This window comes from Aliarcobacter cibarius, from assembly GCF_013372265.1.
Classification (GTDB): Bacteria; Campylobacterota; Campylobacteria; order Campylobacterales; family Arcobacteraceae; genus Aliarcobacter; species Aliarcobacter cibarius.
The window spans coordinates 536,345-554,738 of the sequence record NZ_CP054051.1 but is presented as its reverse complement, the minus strand read 5'-3'; the positions used below and the strand labels follow the sequence as shown (position 1 = coordinate 554,738).

The window sequence follows — 18,394 nt, the reverse complement described above, 5'->3', positions numbered from 1 at the left end:
TATATCATTAAAAATGTTTATTAGAAAATTATTATTAATATTAATTATTTATTCAAATTTATTTGCCAAAGAAAAAATCACTTTATATCCGGACTGGCTTGACCAATTTCAATTCGCAGGTTACTATATAGCTAAGGAAAAAGGATTTTATGATGATTTTGGATTAGATGTAGAAATTAAACCATTTAACCAAAATGTAAATATAGTTGATGAAGTAATCAATAATGATGCAACATATGGTATTGGAAAATCTTCTCTTATTTTAGAAAAGTACAATGATAAAAATGTTGTCTTCATATCTAGTATTTTTCAAGAATCTCCTCTTATACTAATTAGCTTAAAAAATAAAAATATAAACAGCGTCTCTGATTTAGAAAACAAAAGAGTTATGATAACAAATGACGCTATTGAAAGTGCGACAATAAAATCAATTTTAAATAGTGATAAAAATATTGATATGTCAACTCTAAAAATTTTACCTCACAGTGGAAAAATAGATGATTTAATCAATAATAAAACTGATCTTATGGCATGTTATCTATCAAATGAACCTTATACTTTAAGTAAAAATGGTATAGATTTTAATTACTTCTCTACAAATTATTTAAATTTAAATTTCTACGAAGGTATAATTTTTACATCTCAGAATGAAGTTTTGACAAATCCTTACAGAGTTCAGAGTTTTGATAAAGCTTCATTAATGGGTTGGGAATATGCTTTTTCAAATATAAAAGAGACTGCAAAATTAATTTTTGAAAAATATAATAGTCAAAATAAAAGTTTGGATGAATTAATTTATGAGGGCAATGTTTTAAAAGATTTATCAAAATTTGATTTGGGTATCCTAGGAAATATTAATATAGATAGAATTGAAGATATCAAGAAATTTTATACATATAGTGGAATAAATAAAAGTATTAATACTTTTAACTCAAACTCAATAATTTTTAATAAAGAGTACTTAATCTTGAATGGTAGTCAAAAAGATTATCTAGATAAAAATCAATTTACACTTTTATTAAAAGATTCCAATCCGCCTTTTTCATTTAAATCAACAACTGAATTTAAAGGTTTTGAAATAGATTTTTGGCATTTATTATCAGATAAATTATCAAAACCTTTTAATACTGAAGAAGTTTTAAATGGCAATATTTCTTACGTTTTCTCAAATAGTGTAAAAGTAAATTTTGTTTACTCATATGACTATCCTAATAAAAAAGATAAAATTTATACAAAACCTATTGCAAAAATTCCACTAGTAATTGCAACAAAAGTTGATAAAAATTTCATTAATGATTTATCAACTTTTGAAAAAACAAAAATAGGAATTTTAAGTTCATTAAATATGAAAGGAAAACTATTATCATTATATCCAAAAATTGAATTTATAGAATTTGAGACCGATGATTTAGCATTTAAAGCTCTTCAGAAAAATGAAATTTATGGTTATGTAAATAATATTTATTCATTGAATTCAAGTATTAATAAGAACAATTATAAAGATTTGAAAATCAACTCTTCTTTAGATATAAACCTAAACTCATATATAGAACTTAGTATGAAAGATAGACAATTTAAAGATATTTTAGATTTAGTAATCTCAAAACTAAAAAAAGATGAAATAGATAACATACTAAACTCTTATTCCCAAATATATTTTAATGAGAACCTTAATTATCAACAATTTTTAAAAATTGTTATACCTCTTCTAATAATAATAGCTTTAATTTTATATTTAAATTATAAATTATACAAAGAGATTAAATTAAGAAAAGGTATACAAAAAGAACTTTTAACTCTTGCAACAAATGATACATTAACAAATATATTCAATAGAAGAAAAATAGAAGAAATCTGTGAACATGAAATAAAATTGGCTTCTAGATATAAAACTCCATTTTCAATTATATTCTTTGATTTAAATGACTTTAAACCAATAAATGATAATTTTGGTCATCATGCAGGAGATGAAGTTTTAATAAAAGTTGCAAATACTATTTCTAAACATATAAGAAGCTCTGATAGCTTTGGTAGATGGGGTGGTGATGAATTTTTAATTGCATTACCTCAAACAAATATAAATCAAACTCTCTCTTTAATAAATATTTTACAAACTCATATTTCAAATATCAGTTTTGATTTTAATAAAAATCTAAAAATATCTTGTAGTTTTGGTTGCTATGAATATAAAAATGGTGATACACTAGATTATGTGCTTAAAAAAGCAGATGAAAGTATGTATGATGTTAAAATCAAATATAAAAAAAAGGTTTAATCTCTTAGATTAAACCTTTTTTTTATTCTTCCTCGTTTACTGAACCTTCAGGTTCTATAGAAGCTAAATAATCTTTAAATCTTGAAGTACCTTTATTGTCTTTTTTATAATCATTAATAAGTTTTTCTATATATTCAATAACTCCAGTTGCAGGAACTTTTAATCCAATTTTTCTAGCTATTCTACTATTAGATGTACCTTCTAAATTTCCACCAAGTAAAACTTCATAACCTTCAACCCTTTCTCCTTCATGTCTCATTAAACAACCAACAAATCCAATATCTGCTATTTGTGGATGAGAACATGTATTTCCACAACCTGAAATTGCAATAGTTACATCTTCAAGAAAATTTGGGAATCTTTTTTCTAACTCAACTACAACTTTTTTTGCGTACTCTTTTGTTTCGGTAATTCCAAATTTACAAAACTCTTTTCCTGTACAAGATTGTAATCTTGCTCTAAAAGGATTTGGTTTATATGGATATCCTAAGGCTTTAAACTCATCTGCTAAACTCTGAACTACCTCATCTTCTACATCGTAAACTATAAAATTCTGAGTTCCAGTTAGTGCAATTCCACCAGCATTATATTTTTTACAAATTTCATAAAACTTTACAAAATCTTCCCCAGCAACTCTTCCAGAATTTGTTGCAAACCCAACGTAAGAAAACCCAGTTTGTTTTTGTTTATTTATTCCAAAATGGTTTCTATTCTCATAAGAAGCTACAATACGAGCTTCAAAACCATCTTGAAGTTTGTAACCAATTGCTTTTTCAATCTCTTCTACGAATTTTTCAATTCCCCAATCATTTAATAAATGTCTTACTCTTGCTTTATTTCTATTGTCTCTATTTCCATTGTCTCTAAATATTTCTGCACAAGCTACAGCAACATCTAAAACTTGATCTGGTTTTACATATTTATTTGCTCTTGTAGCAATTTGTTTAGATTTTGACAATCCCCCACCAATAGTTAAATCAAATAAAACTTCGCCATTTTCTGTTTTAAATGCTGTAAAAGCAGCATCTTGTATTTCATGAGCAGCACAGTGACATTTACATCCACTAATTCCTATTTTGTATTTTCTAGGAAAATTACAAAATCTATCATCGTTTTGATCAAAATAGCTATCTACAGTTTTTAAAAGTTCTTGAACATCATAAATTTCTCCCTCATCAATCCCACTCACAGGACATGTCATAATAGGTCTAGGTCCATCACCTGATGCCATTCTAGAAGTTAAATTTACACTTCCTAACATATCAAAAATAGCTGGTAAATCTTTTATTTCAATATAATGAAATTGAACATTTTGTCTTGTTGTAAAATCCACTAGACCTTTTGCATATTTTTGTCCAATTTCACTCATAACTCTTAATTGTTCTAAATTCATTCTTGCATCTACAAGCTTTATTCTTTTCATGAAGTATTTTTTATCTTCTAAACCATCTTTGTTTATATGTGGATACATTCCATACCACTTTAAAAGTCCTATATATTCATCTTTTAGAGGAATTTCTTCCAAAGCCTCTTTATATAAATCATCAATTACTCTAAGTGGATTTCTTGATGCTTTTAAAAGTTCAAGTTCTGATAACTGTGCCATACTATTCCTTATTTAAATTTTTTATCTAAAAATATTTTAAATTATATCTTTAATTTTTTTAAATATTAATTAAAATAATCTTGATTAAATTACTAGTTATTTATATTTTCTTAAAGTTAAGCTAACTTTTAGAAAATTTCCAATTATATAGTTTATAATTTCACCACAGAATAAACCTTTATTCTATTAAATTTCAGGAGAATAGTTTGAGTGCTTCATTGTTAGATGAGCAGAAAGATTTTACACTATTTTTAGACCTACTAAAACAACTTATTCGTGTTCCATCCGTAACAGGAGCGGAACACTCATTTTTACTATATTTAAAAAGAGAACTAGAAGAAATTGGTATCAAAACTGAACACTATGATGGACTTTTAGTTGCCAGTGGGAAAAATCCAACAAATGGTATACTAAGTGCCCATATCGATAGACATGGAATTATTTGCACAGGCCCAAATGAATTTCAATTTGCAGCATTTTTAGCAAAAAATAGATCTGATTTAAGAGGGAATTCTTTATCTGAACAAACTTTCCAACAAATTTCTAAACGTTATATAAATCAAAGTGTTCATGCCTATGAACCATATAGTGGTGGTTATTTAGGACTTGGTAAAATAAAAAATTCTTTTTTAAAAGAAGAAATAAATAATCTTATTTTTGAAATAGATGGCTTAAATCATCTACTTCCTAGTACTCCAATAGCTTTTAGTGATAGGCTCAAAACAAATGGTGATTTAATCTCTGCTCAACTTGATAATGTTTTAAGTGCTGCAATTATTTTATACTTATATCAACATGGTTTTCAAGGAACTGCTTTTTTTACAGCACAAGAAGAAGCTGGAAAAAGTTGGAGATTTGTTCATGAATGGTTTAAAAAAAATAAAACTTCAACAGACAAACTTATAGTTCTTGATACAAGCCCATATGAAACAAGAGAGGAAGCAGATAGACAACTTGTAGTTTTACGAAATAAAGATGTAAATGCAAAATTCAAATCTCCACTTTTAAAGGAGCTCAAAGATTTTTGTAAAAAAAATAAAATCTCGTTTTCATGTAAAGATGATTTTATTAAAGAAAAAAATAAATTAAGAGTCGAGCAAGGTTTAAAACCACTTAGCATTGGAAGTACTGAGCTTGGTAGGATTGTTATGGAGTCAAATGGACAAATTCAAGGTGCTACTTTACAAGTTCCAACAACTGGATATCATACAGTTGATGAAACTGCAAATATTTTGTCCATTAAGGCAATTATTTTTATTTTAGATAGTTTTTATATTAAAACTACACATATTTAAACAAGAAGGGAAAAATGGATTTAGCTATTATTTATGAATTAAGAGCAAATGATGTAAAAGAAGAGGACATTGAGCTTATAATGAGTAGAGTGAAAAATAGATTAAGTGAAGAAAATATAGATAAAGAGTTAGTAAAATTGGGTTATCCAAAAATTTTTACAGTTGATTATAGTGAATATGACAATTATGATTACAGTGATAGTTATTCACAACAAAACAGAGGAAATTTTAACGATTTAGACTAATCTTCTTTAAACTTTCATAAACTTTTGTTTATGAAAGCTTCCTAAACTAAATACAAAACAAAGATACAAAATGAATTTAACACAACTATTAGAACAAAAAACTAATTTACCTATTAAAGTTATTGAAAATATAATAAAGCTTTTAGACGAAGGTTGCACTATACCATTTATTGCAAGATATAGAAAAGAGTTTACAAATGGAGCAACAGATGAACAACTTAGAGACTTTGAAGAAGTTTATGAGTATTCAAAAAAACTATTAGCAAGAAAAGAAGAGATAAAAGAGATTCTAAAAGAGAGAAATTTTTTAGATGATAAAATAGAAAAGAATTTAAATGAAGCACAAACTCTTCAAGCCTTAGAAGATATATACTCTCCTTTTAAAGAAAAAAAATCTTCAAGAACATCAAAAGCAATTGAAAATGGACTTGAACCTTTAGCAAATATAATTCAAAGTATGAGATATAACAAAAAAGAGTGTGAGCAAAAAGCAAAACAATTTTTAAATGAAAATATTACAACCATTGACGAAGCTATAAATGGAGCAAAAGATATAATTGCTCAAAGATATGCAGATGATTTTAAATCAAAAGAAGTTTTGAGAAACCTAATACAAAATTGGGGTATCTTAGAAATAAGTGCTACCAAAGATTTTGATAAAAATGGTGTCTATTCAAACTTTGCAAATACAACTGAAAAAATTAAATATATTAAATCTCATAGAGTTTTAGCAATTTTAAGAGCAGTAAATGAAAAACAACTAAATATAAAAATTGAAATAGATGAAAACTACATTTTAGAAAATATAAAAAAATATAAAATTCCATCAAATGCTTCTAGTTCAAAAGATTTTGTTTTTGATGCATACAAAGATGGTTTAAAAAGATTACTTCTTCCTGCTTTAAAAAAAGAATCAATAACAAATCTTAAAGAAAAGGCGTCTAAAGAAGCAATTGAACTTTTTGGGAAAAATTTAAAAGAGTTATTACTAACTGCTCCTTTGTTAAATCAAATAATTCTAGGAATTGATCCAGGGTATAAAACAGGTTGTAAATTAGCAGTTATTGATGAAAATGGATTATTTTTAGATAGTGGTGTGATATATCCAACAAAACCTAAAGAAGATTTTGTGAATTCAACTAAAATAGTTTTAGAATTAATTAAAAAATATAAAATTACTTCTATTGCTATTGGGAATGGTACTGCAAGTAGAGAAACAGCATCTTTTATAGATGAATTAATAAAAAAAGAGAATTTAAGTATAAACTATGCAATCGTTAGTGAAATTGGAGCTAGCGTATACTCTGCTTCAAAGATTGCAAGCTTAGAATATCCAAATCTCGATGTTACTATTAGAGGAGCTATTTCTATTGCTCAAAGGCTTCGTGACCCTATGGCAGCACTTGTAAAAATAGATCCTAAATCACTTGGTATTGGGCAATATCAACACGATGTAAATCAAAAAGAGTTAGGACAAAAATTAGAAAATATTACAATTGACCTTGTAAATAAAGTTGGTGTTGATTTAAACTCTGCTTCATATAAGTTGTTATCATTTATCTCTGGAATTAGTGAAAAATTGGCACAGAACATAGTAGAACATAGAGAAAAGATAAAAAAATTTAGCTCTAAAAAAGAACTTCTTGATGTAAAAGGAATAGGTGCAAAAGCTTATGAACAATGTGTTGGATTTTTAAGAATTAAAAATGGTAAATCTATTTTAGATAATACAGCTATACATCCTGAAGATTATGAATTAACATCAAAATTGCAAAAAAATTACAAAATTGAAGAGATAAAAGATTTTGATAAAACTGCAAGTGAACTAAATACAAGTAGTTTAAAATTAAAAGATATTGTAAATGAACTCTTAAAACCTGGATATGATGTAAGATTCGAGTTTAATCAAGTTAAATTCTCAAATGATATCTTAGATATAAATGATTTAAAAGAAGGTTTTGTATTAAGTGGTATTGTAAGAAACATTACAGATTTTGGTGCTTTTGTTGATATAGGACTAAAAAATGATGCCCTACTTCATATCTCACAAATAAGTGAAAAAAGAATTTCACATCCAAGTGAAGTTTTAAGTATAAATCAAAATCTAGAAAATTTAAAAGTTATAAGTATAGATTTAGAAAAACAAAGAGTTGGTTTGAGTTTAAAATAAATTGACTTTTGTTAAGAAAACTTGCCTTTTTATTGATTATAATTTTTAATAAATAAAAAGGATAGGTATGGAATATACGTTGGTTCAAGTAGTACATTTGTTATGTGCAATAATTTTTGTAGGTTTTATATTTGCAGACATATTCATATTCCCTGCTGTTAAGAAGAAATTTGGACAAGATACTTACGATAATATGATGAGTGCGATTGTTGGTAGAGGAATTATAATATATCCATTAATTGTCATAACTCTTATAGCAAGTGGCGGATATATGTTTACAAAATATATAAATAGTGAAGCTGGTTATTTTAATACTTCTTTGCAAATGTTTTTATGGTTGAAAGTTTTTTTAGTTTTACTAATTATCTTGGGTGTAATCTATACTATTTTTTGTAAGATCATTAAAAAAGAGCCTGTAAAATTTATGAAATATTTTCATACCTATGCTTTTATACTTTCAATTGGTATTGTGTCTATAGCAAAGTTTATGTTTTTCGTTTGAAAGCGTGTCTCAATAGGTCAAAAACATGACCTATTGTTTTAAAACTATTTAGTTTTTAAATGCAATTACATCAACCTCAACTAAAACATTTTTAGGTAATGTTTTAACTGCAACTGTACTTCTAGCTGGTGCTGTTTCACCTTTAAAATATTGTCCATAGATTTCATTGAAAGCTACAAAATTATCCATATCAGATAAATAACAAGTTGTTTTTAAAACATTTTCAAAAGAAGTTCCAGCTTGTTCTAAAACAGCTTTTAAATTTTCCATAACTTGTTTTGTTTGCTCTTGTACTCCGCCACTTACTATCTCCATAGTTTTTGGATCAAGTGCAATTTGTCCTGAAGTAAATACTAGTTTATCAAAAGCTGTTGCTTGATTATATGGTCCAATAGCACTTGGAGCATTAGGTGTACTTATAATTTCTTTCATCTATTATCCTTTACTTTTTAAAAATTTATTATATTTAGTTTTTGCTTTCTTTTAGAAAAAATAGTTCAAATTGATTTTTTAAATGAGATAAAATATTTTCTTCATTTTTATATAATCCTCCACTACTTATTGCTGATTTTACAATAGTTTTTGTATAGTCATGAATATCACTTCTTCTAAACATCTCATCTACATCCAACCATATAGCTTCACTAATCTCTTGTTTATCTTTTATATTAATTTTTAAACTTTTTGGAATTGCTTTACATAGTACATACAAATTTGATTTTCCAAATTGATGAGGATAAAAATGACCTATTGATATAATCTTCTCAAAATCTACAACAATTCCTGTTTCTTCAAAAACTTCACGACTTAAAGCTATTGATATCATTTCAGCATCATCAATATGTCCACCAGGAAGTTTATAATACTCATTTCTAATTATCTCTTTTATTAAAAGTATTTCATTCTTATTATTTATTACTATTGCCCCTACTCCTAAAGTATGATTTGCTAAAGTAGGAACAATTGCATTTTCTTTCAAAACTTTTACTAAAAGTATGTAATCACTATTACAAGAATGAAAAGTAAAACCAAATTTAGTAATAATTGGAATATAATCTGATTTTTCTATATTTATATATATCCATATCAAATTTCTTCTACTTTTTGTTTCATCTATTAAATTATTTAAATTCTTTTCAAAATCTAATATATTTTCTGGTAAATCTTCACTTAAAATAGTCAAACCATTATATGGATCTATTGTTGTTTTAAAGTTAGCTATATATTCGATACTTGTATTCATAAATTTTCCTTTTATTTTAAACATACTTTATTGGTAAATAAAAATCCAATAAAAACTCTCCATCTGAACTTAAAAAATGATTTTTTTCATATATAGTATAAGAAGGATTAGTTGTAGTTTCATAACCACTTTTTATAAGCCAACAGTGATAAACCCATTGAATAAGCTTTATAACATCACCATATATTCCTCTTAATCTGAATTTTGCATAAATACCTTTTGGTATAACTAAAGTTGGAAGAGATAAATCTTTTAAATTTTCTTCATCTTCCAAAACAGCAATAGCAATATATTGACACTCATCTAATGGAGTAATAATTGGATTATCGTGGTGTAGTGCCATTTGTTTATAAGATTTTATATCATTTGTATATATCCAAGTTTGTAACTTTGCCCAAGTTTGCTTGATTGATTTATCATATCCTTGATGTCTAATATAATAACCTTTCATCTCTGGCATTTTTACAATGGTTGGTTCAATATTTGAAAAATCTAAAAAATCACTACTTAAAGATATTTTTTCAACTATTTTATTTGAATAATCTTTGTATCCTCCATTTTTCCACTCTTTTGGTGTCATATTAAATCTTTGTTTAAATGCTCTTAAAAAAGATGTTTGAGAACTATATCCCGTCATTTTTGAAATATCAGTAATCGTAGAAAATTTATTTGTAATAAGTAAATTTGCTGCTTTTTCAAGTCTTATTGATTTAATGCTTTCATAAATATTCTTTCCAAATTCATCTTTAAAAATTCTATGTAAATGAAATTTACTGATATTTAATTCTAAACTTAACTCATCAATATTTATATTTGTATCTATATATTTATAAATATAGTTCATAACATCATTTGCTATTCTTACTCTTTTTTCATAGGTTACTTTTTTCATAAAGTATTATATCTATAATTGTTTATAAATTTAGCAAAAATAGATAATAATAAAAGCATTTTATGTAAAGTATTAATAAATTTATTTATGTAAAATTTTATTAATTAATAATATAAGGAAAACAAAGTATGAGTATGAAAAGATCATTTATTAGAGAAATTCTTGAAGCAATAGATGAAGAGACTATCTCGTTTGCAGGTGGACTTCCTAGTGAAAAATTATTTCCACACGAAGATTTAAAAATAGCAACTCTAAAAGCTTTAGAAAACCCAAAAGTTTACCAGTACACAATAAGCAATGGAATAAGTGAATTAAGAGAACAAATTGCACAAAGATATACAAATGAAGGTTTTCCTACAACAAAAGATAATATCTTAATAACAACTGGAAGCCAACAAGCAATGTACATTTTGGCAAAATTCTTTGAAAACAAAGATATTACTATTGAAGAACCTTCTTATTTAGGTGCTATGAATATATTTAGATTAAATTATTTAAAAATGCAAGGTGTAAAATTAGAGAATGATGGTGTAAATATTGAACAATTTGAAAATAGTTTTAAAAACACAAAATTAACTTATTTAATTCCAGATTTTCAAAATCCAAGTGCGACAACATATAGTGAAGAAAAAAGAGATGCCATTTCAGAAATTGTAAAAAAATATAATGGTATTCTAATAGAAGATAGCCCATATAGTGAATTATATTTCGAGAAAAAAAGTAAATACATAAGTGCTAGCTTACCAAATAACTCTTTTCATTTAGGAAGTTTTTCTAAAACTTTAGTTCCAAGTCTTAGAATTGGTTGGATTAGAGCAGATGAAGAAAAAATAAAATCATTAATGATTATAAAAGAGAGTATAGATTTACACTCATGTGGTGTTTCACAATACATTTTAGCTGAATACTTAAAAGATGAAGCAAAATATGAAAAACATCTTCAAGAAATAAGAGATGATTATAAAGCTAAAGCTATTTATTTTTCAGAACAACTAAAAAATATTTTACCTGAATTCAAACATCAAACACCAAAAGGTGGAATGTTCTTATATGGAACTTTTGGGGACAATATAGATACTTTTGCATTAGTTCAAGAGTGTTTAAAGAAAAAAGTTGTTTATGTTCCTGGGAATCAATTTTATATAGATAAAATTCCAAATGGTGAAATAAGATTTAACTATACTCACTCAAGTTTTGAGCAAATAGAAAAAGGTTTAAAACTAATAAAAAGTTGTTTATAACAACTTTTTATTTTTTAAAGTTTACTTTTTTTAACTTTTCTATAATACCAAAAACCTAAAATAGCAAGAGATATTAATAAACCAATTATCAAATATCTTAAATACTCTTTTACTAAAGCTTCATTATCACCTAAATAGTAACCTAACAATGTAAGTATAACTACCCAAATTGTAGCACCAAGTGATGTATATAAACAAAATACAAAAAGATTCATTTTTGCTAATCCAGCAGGTAATGATATGTAGTGTCTAAGTCCTGGAATCAATCTTCCTGAGAAAGTTGAAATATGCCCGTGATTTTTAAAAAAAACTTCTGTTTTTTCAATAGTTTCTGGACTTACAAAAAAATACTTACCATACTTCAATAAAAATCTTTTTCCAAATTTTAATGCAAAGAAATAGTTAAATAAAGCTCCTCCCAAAGAACCTAAAACACCAAGTAATATTACAATGTAAATGTTCATTTCACCTTTATGAGCTAAATATCCAGCAGGAATCATTACTACCTCAGATGGAACAGGGACAACTGTACTTTCTAAAAACATTAATATAAAAATACCAATATAACCTAAACTAGATATAGTTTCAACTATAAAATTAACAATATCTGCAAACATAATTCCCCTTTATTAACTATAAGTCTGAAATAATAGAATGTGAAGTGATTGGATTTATGAGATATATTTTATCAAACAAATTTGAATCTCTATTTACACCAGATATTATAAATAGAGAAATTTAATAAAATATATTCACTTGAAAAGAACTTTTTAGTTTTAAAACTAAAATTAACAATTTAAAAAATTGTTTAAGCAATACGAAATAAACTTTAGATTTACAACAAACTGAGGTACAACCTCAATTTATTATCTTTTTAATTCTTTAATTCTTGCAGCTTTACCTTTTAATTCTCTTAAATAGTTAAGTTTAGCTCTTCTTACTCTTCCTCTTCTAATTACATCAAAAGATTTTAATGACTCACAGTATAGTGGGAAAATTCTCTCAACACCAACTGAGTTTGCTCCTAATTTTCTTACTGTGAAAGTAGCATCAACACCATTTCCACTTCTTCCGATAACTATACCTTCGAAAGTTTGAATTCTTTTTTTCTCACCTTCTGCAATTTCAACACCTAATCTTACTGTGTCTCCTGCTCTAAAAGCTGGAATTTCTTTAGAAGCAATTTGTGCTGCTTCGAAGCTTGCTATATATCTGTTTTTCATTTTTTTTCCTTATTCGGTCTATAATATTTTGTCTTACAAATTGACATCTGGAATTTTAAGTCGCAAATTCTACTATGGTTTCCCTTTAAATATTCTTTAATGACACTTAAATTTTGGAATTTTTCAGGTTTTGCAAAAGAAGGAGCTTCTAGCAAATTATTTTCATAGCTTTCAACGTCTAAAGAAGCCTCATTTCCAAGCACTCCTTGAACATTTCTTGAAATTGCATCTGCCATAACTAAAGAAGGTAATTCTCCTCCTGTTAAAACATACTCTCCAATAGAAAAAACCTCATTTGCATACTTTTCAATAACTCTTTCATCGATACCTTCATATCTTCCGCTTACAAAAACAATATTTTTTTTGTTTGCTAATCTTTTTGCATCATTTTGACGAAAAGGTTTAGCAGCAGCTAGAGGAAAAATTATATAAGCATCTTCATCTTTTCTTTTTATCTCATCTAAACAATCAAAAAGTGGTTGACAAAAAAGTAACATTCCTGCTCCACCACCAATCATAGAATCATCAACTTTTTTATGCTTATTTTTTGTAAAATCTCTTGGATTATAAAATTCATAACTAATAAAATTTGATTCAACTGCTCTACTGAGTATAGAATCTTTTAAGTATGGCTCAATTAAATTTGGGAAAAGTGTGACAAAAGTAAATTTCAAAATAAAATTCCATTCAATTTTTTTGTTCGGAATGTTATCATAATTTTTTTTATTTATAATTAAGTATAAATAGTATAAATTTCACATCCTATACTACAAGGAGTAAATTTTTGAAAATTAAAGGCTTTGGAAAAAAATATTTTACATTAGCTTCAATTCAAGCACATTCAACTGCACCAAAATTGCATGCAATATTTACTGCAATAAATAATAGTATAAATGAAAAACTAAAAATATCTTCGAATAAAGATGAAGAAGATGAGCTATCCCGCAATACTGTAGAAAATTTATTATCTAATTCTTTAGTAAACAGTAAACCTTGTCACTGCGACTGCTTTTTTAAAAGAAAAACAGCACTTGCTGTAAGACTATTTAGATTTATTCCTAGATGTCCATATTATACTACATACTTCGCTTTTAGAAGAACTGGCGTACATCCACCACAATCTATTTAATATCAATTAGAAAATTTATTTAATTAAAATATCAAACTCTTTTTAATTAGAGTTAAATAATGTATTTATAAATTTTTTTCGTATTTATCAAGTTTTGTTATCTACATTTTTGTAGAGAATTAAATACTTATATATTAAAGGGATTAAAAATGTCAAAAAATTATGTAATAGGATACCCAAGAATTGGAGAAAAAAGAGAATTAAAAAAAGTTTTAGAAGATTATTGGGCAAAAAAAGTTGATTTTAGTGAAGTTGAATATGTTGCAGAAAATTTAAGAAAAAGACACTGGACTTATCAAAAAGAAGCAAAAATAGAATATATAGCTTCAAATGATTTTTCACTATATGATAATATGCTTGATACAACTATTTTACTAGGAGCAATTCCACAAAGATTTAAAGATTTAAAAGATCAAGAATTATACTTTGCAATGGCTAGAGGAAATCAAGATTGTGTTGCAATGGAGATGACTAAATGGTTTAATACAAACTATCATTATATAGTTCCAGAAATTTCAAAAGATACAACATTTAAATTAAATTCTAAAAAAGTAATCAAAGAGTACAAAGAAGCACAAGAACTTGGAATTAATACAAAAATAAATTTAATTGGAGCAATTACATATTTAGGTTTATCTAAAAGTATTGATAATAGTGATGTTTTTGTACATATTTCTAGTGTTGTAAAAGTTTATAAAGAACTATTAGAAGAGATCTCAAAATTAAATGAGAATATCGTTGTTCAATTTGATGAACCTTTATTTGTAAAAGATTTAGAACCAAAAGTTTTATCACTTTTAAAATCTGTTTATGATGAACTCTCAAATGTTTCACCAAATATAAGAATAGTTGTAACTACATACTTTGAACATTCTAACGAAGCTACAAAAATATTAGTAAATACTCCTATTTGGGCAGTAGGATTAGATTTTATTCATGGAAGTAAAAATTGTGATAGTTTAGATTTAATAAAAAATTCAAATAAAGTTTTAATAGCTGGAGTTATTGATGGAAGAAACATTTGGAAAAGTAATTTTGAAGATAAATTAAATCTTTTAAATGAAATATCAAAGGTTATTTCTAAAGAAAATATTATAGTTGGAACTTCTTGTTCATTATTACATGTTCCTTTTACTTTAAGTTATGAAGAAAAACTTGATGGTGAAATTAAATCTTGGTTAGCATTTGCAAGTGAAAAATTAAAAGAGTTAAACTTAGTTTCAAAACAATTCTTTGAAGTAAAATTATCTTTAGAAAATATTGCTGATATAGAGAAAAATAAAAAAGATAATAACCAAAGAAAAGTATCTACAAAAATTCATAATCAAAAGATTCAAGAAGAGATAAGAAGTTTAAAACAATTCGAAAGAGCAGATAAATTCCAAGATAGAATAAAAGTTCAAAGAGAGTTTTTTAAATATGATTATTTAACAACTACAACAATTGGATCATTTCCTCAAACACCTGAAATTAGAGAAAATAGAAAAAATTATAAAGCAAATACTATTTCAAAAGAGCAATATGAAGCTGAAATTAAAAAATATATTGATTATTGTGTTGCATTTCAAGAAGAGATTGGTCTTGATATATTAGTTCATGGAGAACCAGAAAGAAATGATATGGTTGAATACTTTGGAGAGTTAATGGATGGATTTGTATTTACACAAAATGCTTGGGTTCAATCATATGGAAGTAGATGTGTAAAACCACCTTTAATTTATGGAGATGTAAATAGAGAAAATCCAATGACGGTTGAGTGGATAAAATATGCTCAAAGTAAAACTTCTAAAGTTATGAAAGGAATGTTAACAGGACCTGTAACAATTATTAACTGGTCATTTGTAAGAGATGATTTACCAAGAAGTGAAGTTGCAAAGCAAATTGCACATGGTATTTGTAAAGAAGTAGATGATTTACAAAATGCTGGAATAAAAATGATTCAAGTAGATGAAGCTGCATTTAAAGAAGGGTATCCACTAAGAGTTGAAAATATTAAAGCTTATGAAAATTGGGCAGTAGATAATTTTAGACTAAGCGTTAGCTCTGCAAAAGCAGATACTCAAATTCACACTCACATGTGTTATAGTGAATTTAATGATATTATTAAAACAATTGAAGCAATGGATGCGGATGTAATTTCAATAGAAACTGCACGAAGTGGAAATAGGCTTTTAAAAATCTTTAAAGAAGTTGCATATAAACAAGAAATTGGACCAGGTATTTATGATATTCATAGTCCTAGAGTTCCAAGTGTTGAAGAAATGGTAAATCAAATTAAAGCATTAATTGAAGTTTTACCGAAAGAACAATTATGGATAAATCCAGATTGTGGACTAAAAACTAGAAAATGGCCTGAAGTAAAAGAGAGCTTGAAAAATATGGTTGAAGCTGTAAAAATAGTAAAAAATATTTAAAAAGTAAAATAGAGTTAAAAAACTCTATTTTGCCAATATATTCAAACTTAAATTTTAAATAAAACCTACTCTTTAATCAAATTTTGTTAAAATTTTGCCAAAATTAAATGAAAAGATAAAAGATGATTACACTAAATGATATAAAAGATGCCAAAAAAAGGCTAGAAAATACAATATCAAAAACACCTCTCATGAAAGCACCTATTTTAAGTAAAGAAAAAAATGCTGAAATATATTTAAAAGAGGATAATCTTCAAATAACGGGAAGTTTTAAATTAAGAGGAGCTTTTAATAAAGTTGCAATGCTTGATGATGCTAAAAGAAATGCTGGCGTTGTAGCGGCAAGTGCAGGAAATCATGCACAAGGTTTAGCTTTTGCTGCTCAATATTTTGGATGTGTTGCAACTATTTTTATGCCTGAAGCAACACCTCTTACAAAAGTAACTGGTGTTAGATCTTATGGAGCAAATGTAGTTTTAACTGGAGAAAATTTTGATGAAGCATATGCAAGTGCAGTAAAATTTGCAAAAGAGAATAATAAAGAGTTTGTTCACCCGTTTGCAGATGATGAAGTAATTGCCGGTCAAGGAACAATTGCTTTAGAAGTTTTAGATTCCATAAATGATATTGAACAATTAATAGTTCCAATTGGTGGTGGCGGATTAATTTCAGGTATTGCAATAGCTGCGAAAAGTATAAACCCTAATATTAAAATAACTGGTGTTGTTGCTAGTGGGGCAAAAGGGATGAAAGAATCTTTTGAAGCTAGGATGCCAATAGATTCAAGCAGTGTAAGAACTATTGCTGATGGTATTGCTGTTCGTGATGTTACTCCAAAATTATTAGATATTATATTAGAATACGTTGATGAAGTGGTTGAAGTAAGTGACAATGAAACTGCAAATGCAATTTTATTTCTATTAGAAAAGCATAAACTTATGGTTGAAGGGGCAGGAGCAGTTAGTGTTGCTGCAATTATGCATGATAAAGTTGATATAAAAAATAAAAAAGTATGTGCGATAGTTAGTGGCGGAAATATTGATGTAACAATGCTATCTTTAATTATTGAAAAAGGTTTAATTAAATCTCATAGAAAAATGAATTTAATAGTTACTCTTATGGATAAACCTGGAGCATTAATGAAATTAACAGAAATATTTACATCATGTGCTGCAAATATTGTTCAAATAGATTTTGATAGAAACTCTTTAAAATTAGAGTTTGGTGAAGCTCATGTAACAATTGCATTAGAAACAAAAGGTGAGGAACATCAAGAATTAATAAGAGAAAATTTGAAACAACAAGGTTTCAGATTTAAACAAATTTAAATTAAATTTTTATATTTATAAAGATTTTAGAAAACAAATATTATAATCTGCGCATAATTTAGTATTTGTAGAAAAGAAAAAGGAAGAAAATGGAAGGAAGATTGTTTACATTCTTAGGAACTATTGGTGGTCACGGACAAGAGTGGATAATATTATCTCACTTTGTTTTAGTAATTGGAATTATTTTTCTAATTTCAAGAATGGCTACTAGAAGGTTACAACTAGTTCCAACAGGAAGTCAAAATGTTATGGAAACATTTGTAGGTGGTATTATTGCAATGGGTGCTGATACTATGGGTGAAAAAAATGCTAGAACTTACATGCCTTTAATCGGTTCATTAGCTTTAGTAATTTTTGTAAGTAACATGATTGGGGTAATTCCAGGATTTGAAGCACCAACTTCAAACATTAACTTTACTCTATCTTTAGCTTTAATAGTTTTTATTTACTATAACTATTTAGGTATTAAGAAAAATGGTTTTGTAACTTATTTCAAACACTTTATGGGACCAATGCCAATACTTGCTCCTTTAATGTTCCCTATTGAGATTATTTCTCATATTTCAAGAATTATATCTTTATCTTTCAGGTTGTTTGGATCAATCAGAGGTGATGATATGTTCTTAATGGTTCTTTTAATGTTAGTTCCATGGATTTTACCATTACCAGGGTTTTTCCTACTAACTGCATTTGGTTTCTTACAAGCATTTATTTTTAGTATCCTAACATATGTATATATTGCTGGATCTATTATGATGGAAGAAGAACATCATTAAGAAGAAATCTTAAAGATAATATTAAGGGGGGGGGAAGCACAAAATTATGTTGCTT

17 protein-coding genes are annotated in these 18,394 nt (G+C 26.6%); 10 read left to right on the top strand and 7 right to left on the bottom strand.

The window, feature by feature from the left end:
- Nucleotides 1-13: 13 nt before the first annotated feature.
- Nucleotides 14-2,275 (top strand): diguanylate cyclase, encoded by a 2,262-nt coding sequence (locus ACBT_RS02630; protein WP_024775713.1) that lies wholly within the window; start codon nt 14-16, stop codon nt 2,273-2,275.
- Between the two features lie 22 nt (nt 2,276-2,297).
- Here the strand turns inward: ACBT_RS02630 and ACBT_RS02625 are convergent, their stop codons facing one another.
- A complete protein-coding gene (locus ACBT_RS02625; RefSeq protein WP_024775712.1) occupies nt 2,298-3,881 on the bottom strand; it encodes a nitrite/sulfite reductase in 1,584 nt (527 codons plus the stop codon).
- Nucleotides 3,882-4,087: 206 nt separating this feature from the next.
- Here ACBT_RS02625 and ACBT_RS02620 point away from each other — a divergent pair, with 206 nt between their 5' ends.
- From ACBT_RS02620 to ACBT_RS02605, 4 genes are all read left to right on the top strand, one after another.
- The gene (locus ACBT_RS02620) at nt 4,088-5,176 is read left to right on the top strand and encodes a peptidase M42 (protein WP_024775711.1); all 1,089 of its coding nucleotides are present in this window, start codon (nt 4,088-4,090) and stop codon (nt 5,174-5,176) included.
- 14 nt (nt 5,177-5,190) lie between these two features.
- Nucleotides 5,191-5,421, top strand: a complete 231-nt coding sequence (locus tag ACBT_RS02615; protein WP_024775710.1) for a hypothetical protein — start codon at nt 5,191-5,193, stop codon at nt 5,419-5,421.
- Between the two features lie 70 nt (nt 5,422-5,491).
- Entirely contained in the window at nt 5,492-7,591 is a 2,100-nt protein-coding gene (locus tag ACBT_RS02610) for a helix-hairpin-helix domain-containing protein (protein WP_024775709.1), read from the top strand.
- A gap of 67 nt (nt 7,592-7,658) precedes the next feature.
- Entirely contained in the window at nt 7,659-8,093 is a 435-nt protein-coding gene (locus ACBT_RS02605) for a hypothetical protein (protein WP_024775708.1), read from the top strand.
- A gap of 48 nt (nt 8,094-8,141) precedes the next feature.
- Here the strand turns inward: ACBT_RS02605 and ACBT_RS02600 are convergent, their stop codons facing one another.
- From ACBT_RS02600 to ACBT_RS02590, 3 genes are read right to left on the bottom strand one after another with little or no spacing between them, the layout of a single operon-like run.
- On the bottom strand, nt 8,142-8,525 hold the full coding sequence (locus ACBT_RS02600) for a RidA family protein (protein ID WP_024775707.1): 384 nt from the start codon (nt 8,523-8,525) through the stop codon (nt 8,142-8,144).
- A 34-nt stretch (nt 8,526-8,559) separates the two neighbouring features.
- Complete coding sequence (locus ACBT_RS02595; RefSeq protein ID WP_024775706.1) at nt 8,560-9,336, bottom strand: NUDIX hydrolase; 777 nt, start codon at nt 9,334-9,336, stop codon at nt 8,560-8,562.
- Between the two features lie 16 nt (nt 9,337-9,352).
- On the bottom strand, nt 9,353-10,228 hold the full coding sequence (locus ACBT_RS02590; protein ID WP_024775705.1) for an AraC family transcriptional regulator: 876 nt from the start codon (nt 10,226-10,228) through the stop codon (nt 9,353-9,355).
- Between the two features lie 128 nt (nt 10,229-10,356).
- On the opposite strand from ACBT_RS02590, the gene ACBT_RS02585 reads away from it, so the two are divergent.
- A complete protein-coding gene (locus tag ACBT_RS02585; protein ID WP_024775704.1) occupies nt 10,357-11,469 on the top strand; it encodes an aminotransferase-like domain-containing protein in 1,113 nt (370 codons plus the stop codon).
- Nucleotides 11,470-11,483: 14 nt separating this feature from the next.
- On the opposite strand, the gene ACBT_RS02580 is transcribed toward ACBT_RS02585, so the two are convergent.
- From ACBT_RS02580 to trmD, 3 genes are all read right to left on the bottom strand, one after another.
- The gene (locus ACBT_RS02580) at nt 11,484-12,086 is read right to left on the bottom strand and encodes a DedA family protein (RefSeq protein WP_024775703.1); all 603 of its coding nucleotides are present in this window, start codon (nt 12,084-12,086) and stop codon (nt 11,484-11,486) included.
- Nucleotides 12,087-12,335: 249 nt separating this feature from the next.
- On the bottom strand, nt 12,336-12,692 hold the full coding sequence (gene rplS / locus ACBT_RS02575) for a 50S ribosomal protein L19 (protein ID WP_024775702.1): 357 nt from the start codon (nt 12,690-12,692) through the stop codon (nt 12,336-12,338).
- Nucleotides 12,689-13,366, bottom strand: coding sequence for a tRNA (guanosine(37)-N1)-methyltransferase TrmD (gene trmD / locus ACBT_RS02570; RefSeq protein ID WP_024775701.1), 678 nt, complete (start codon nt 13,364-13,366; stop codon nt 12,689-12,691). The genes rplS and trmD overlap by 4 nt, the downstream gene beginning before the upstream one ends.
- Before the next feature lie 110 nt (nt 13,367-13,476).
- Here trmD and ACBT_RS02565 point away from each other — a divergent pair, with 110 nt between their 5' ends.
- The 4 genes from ACBT_RS02565 to ACBT_RS02550 all read left to right on the top strand — a co-directional run bounded on the left by ACBT_RS02565 (nt 13,477) and on the right by ACBT_RS02550 (nt 18,339).
- On the top strand, nt 13,477-13,821 hold the full coding sequence (locus ACBT_RS02565) for a hypothetical protein (RefSeq protein WP_024775700.1): 345 nt from the start codon (nt 13,477-13,479) through the stop codon (nt 13,819-13,821).
- Between the two features lie 149 nt (nt 13,822-13,970).
- Entirely contained in the window at nt 13,971-16,235 is a 2,265-nt protein-coding gene (gene metE / locus ACBT_RS02560; RefSeq protein WP_024775699.1) for a 5-methyltetrahydropteroyltriglutamate--homocysteine S-methyltransferase, read from the top strand.
- Between the two features lie 122 nt (nt 16,236-16,357).
- The gene (ilvA, locus tag ACBT_RS02555) at nt 16,358-17,563 is read left to right on the top strand and encodes a threonine ammonia-lyase (RefSeq protein WP_024775698.1); all 1,206 of its coding nucleotides are present in this window, start codon (nt 16,358-16,360) and stop codon (nt 17,561-17,563) included.
- Between the two features lie 89 nt (nt 17,564-17,652).
- Nucleotides 17,653-18,339: a F0F1 ATP synthase subunit A gene (locus tag ACBT_RS02550; protein WP_024775697.1), complete on the top strand. Its 687-nt coding sequence runs from the start codon at nt 17,653-17,655 to the stop codon at nt 18,337-18,339.
- The last annotated feature ends 55 nt before the right edge of the window (nt 18,340-18,394 follow it).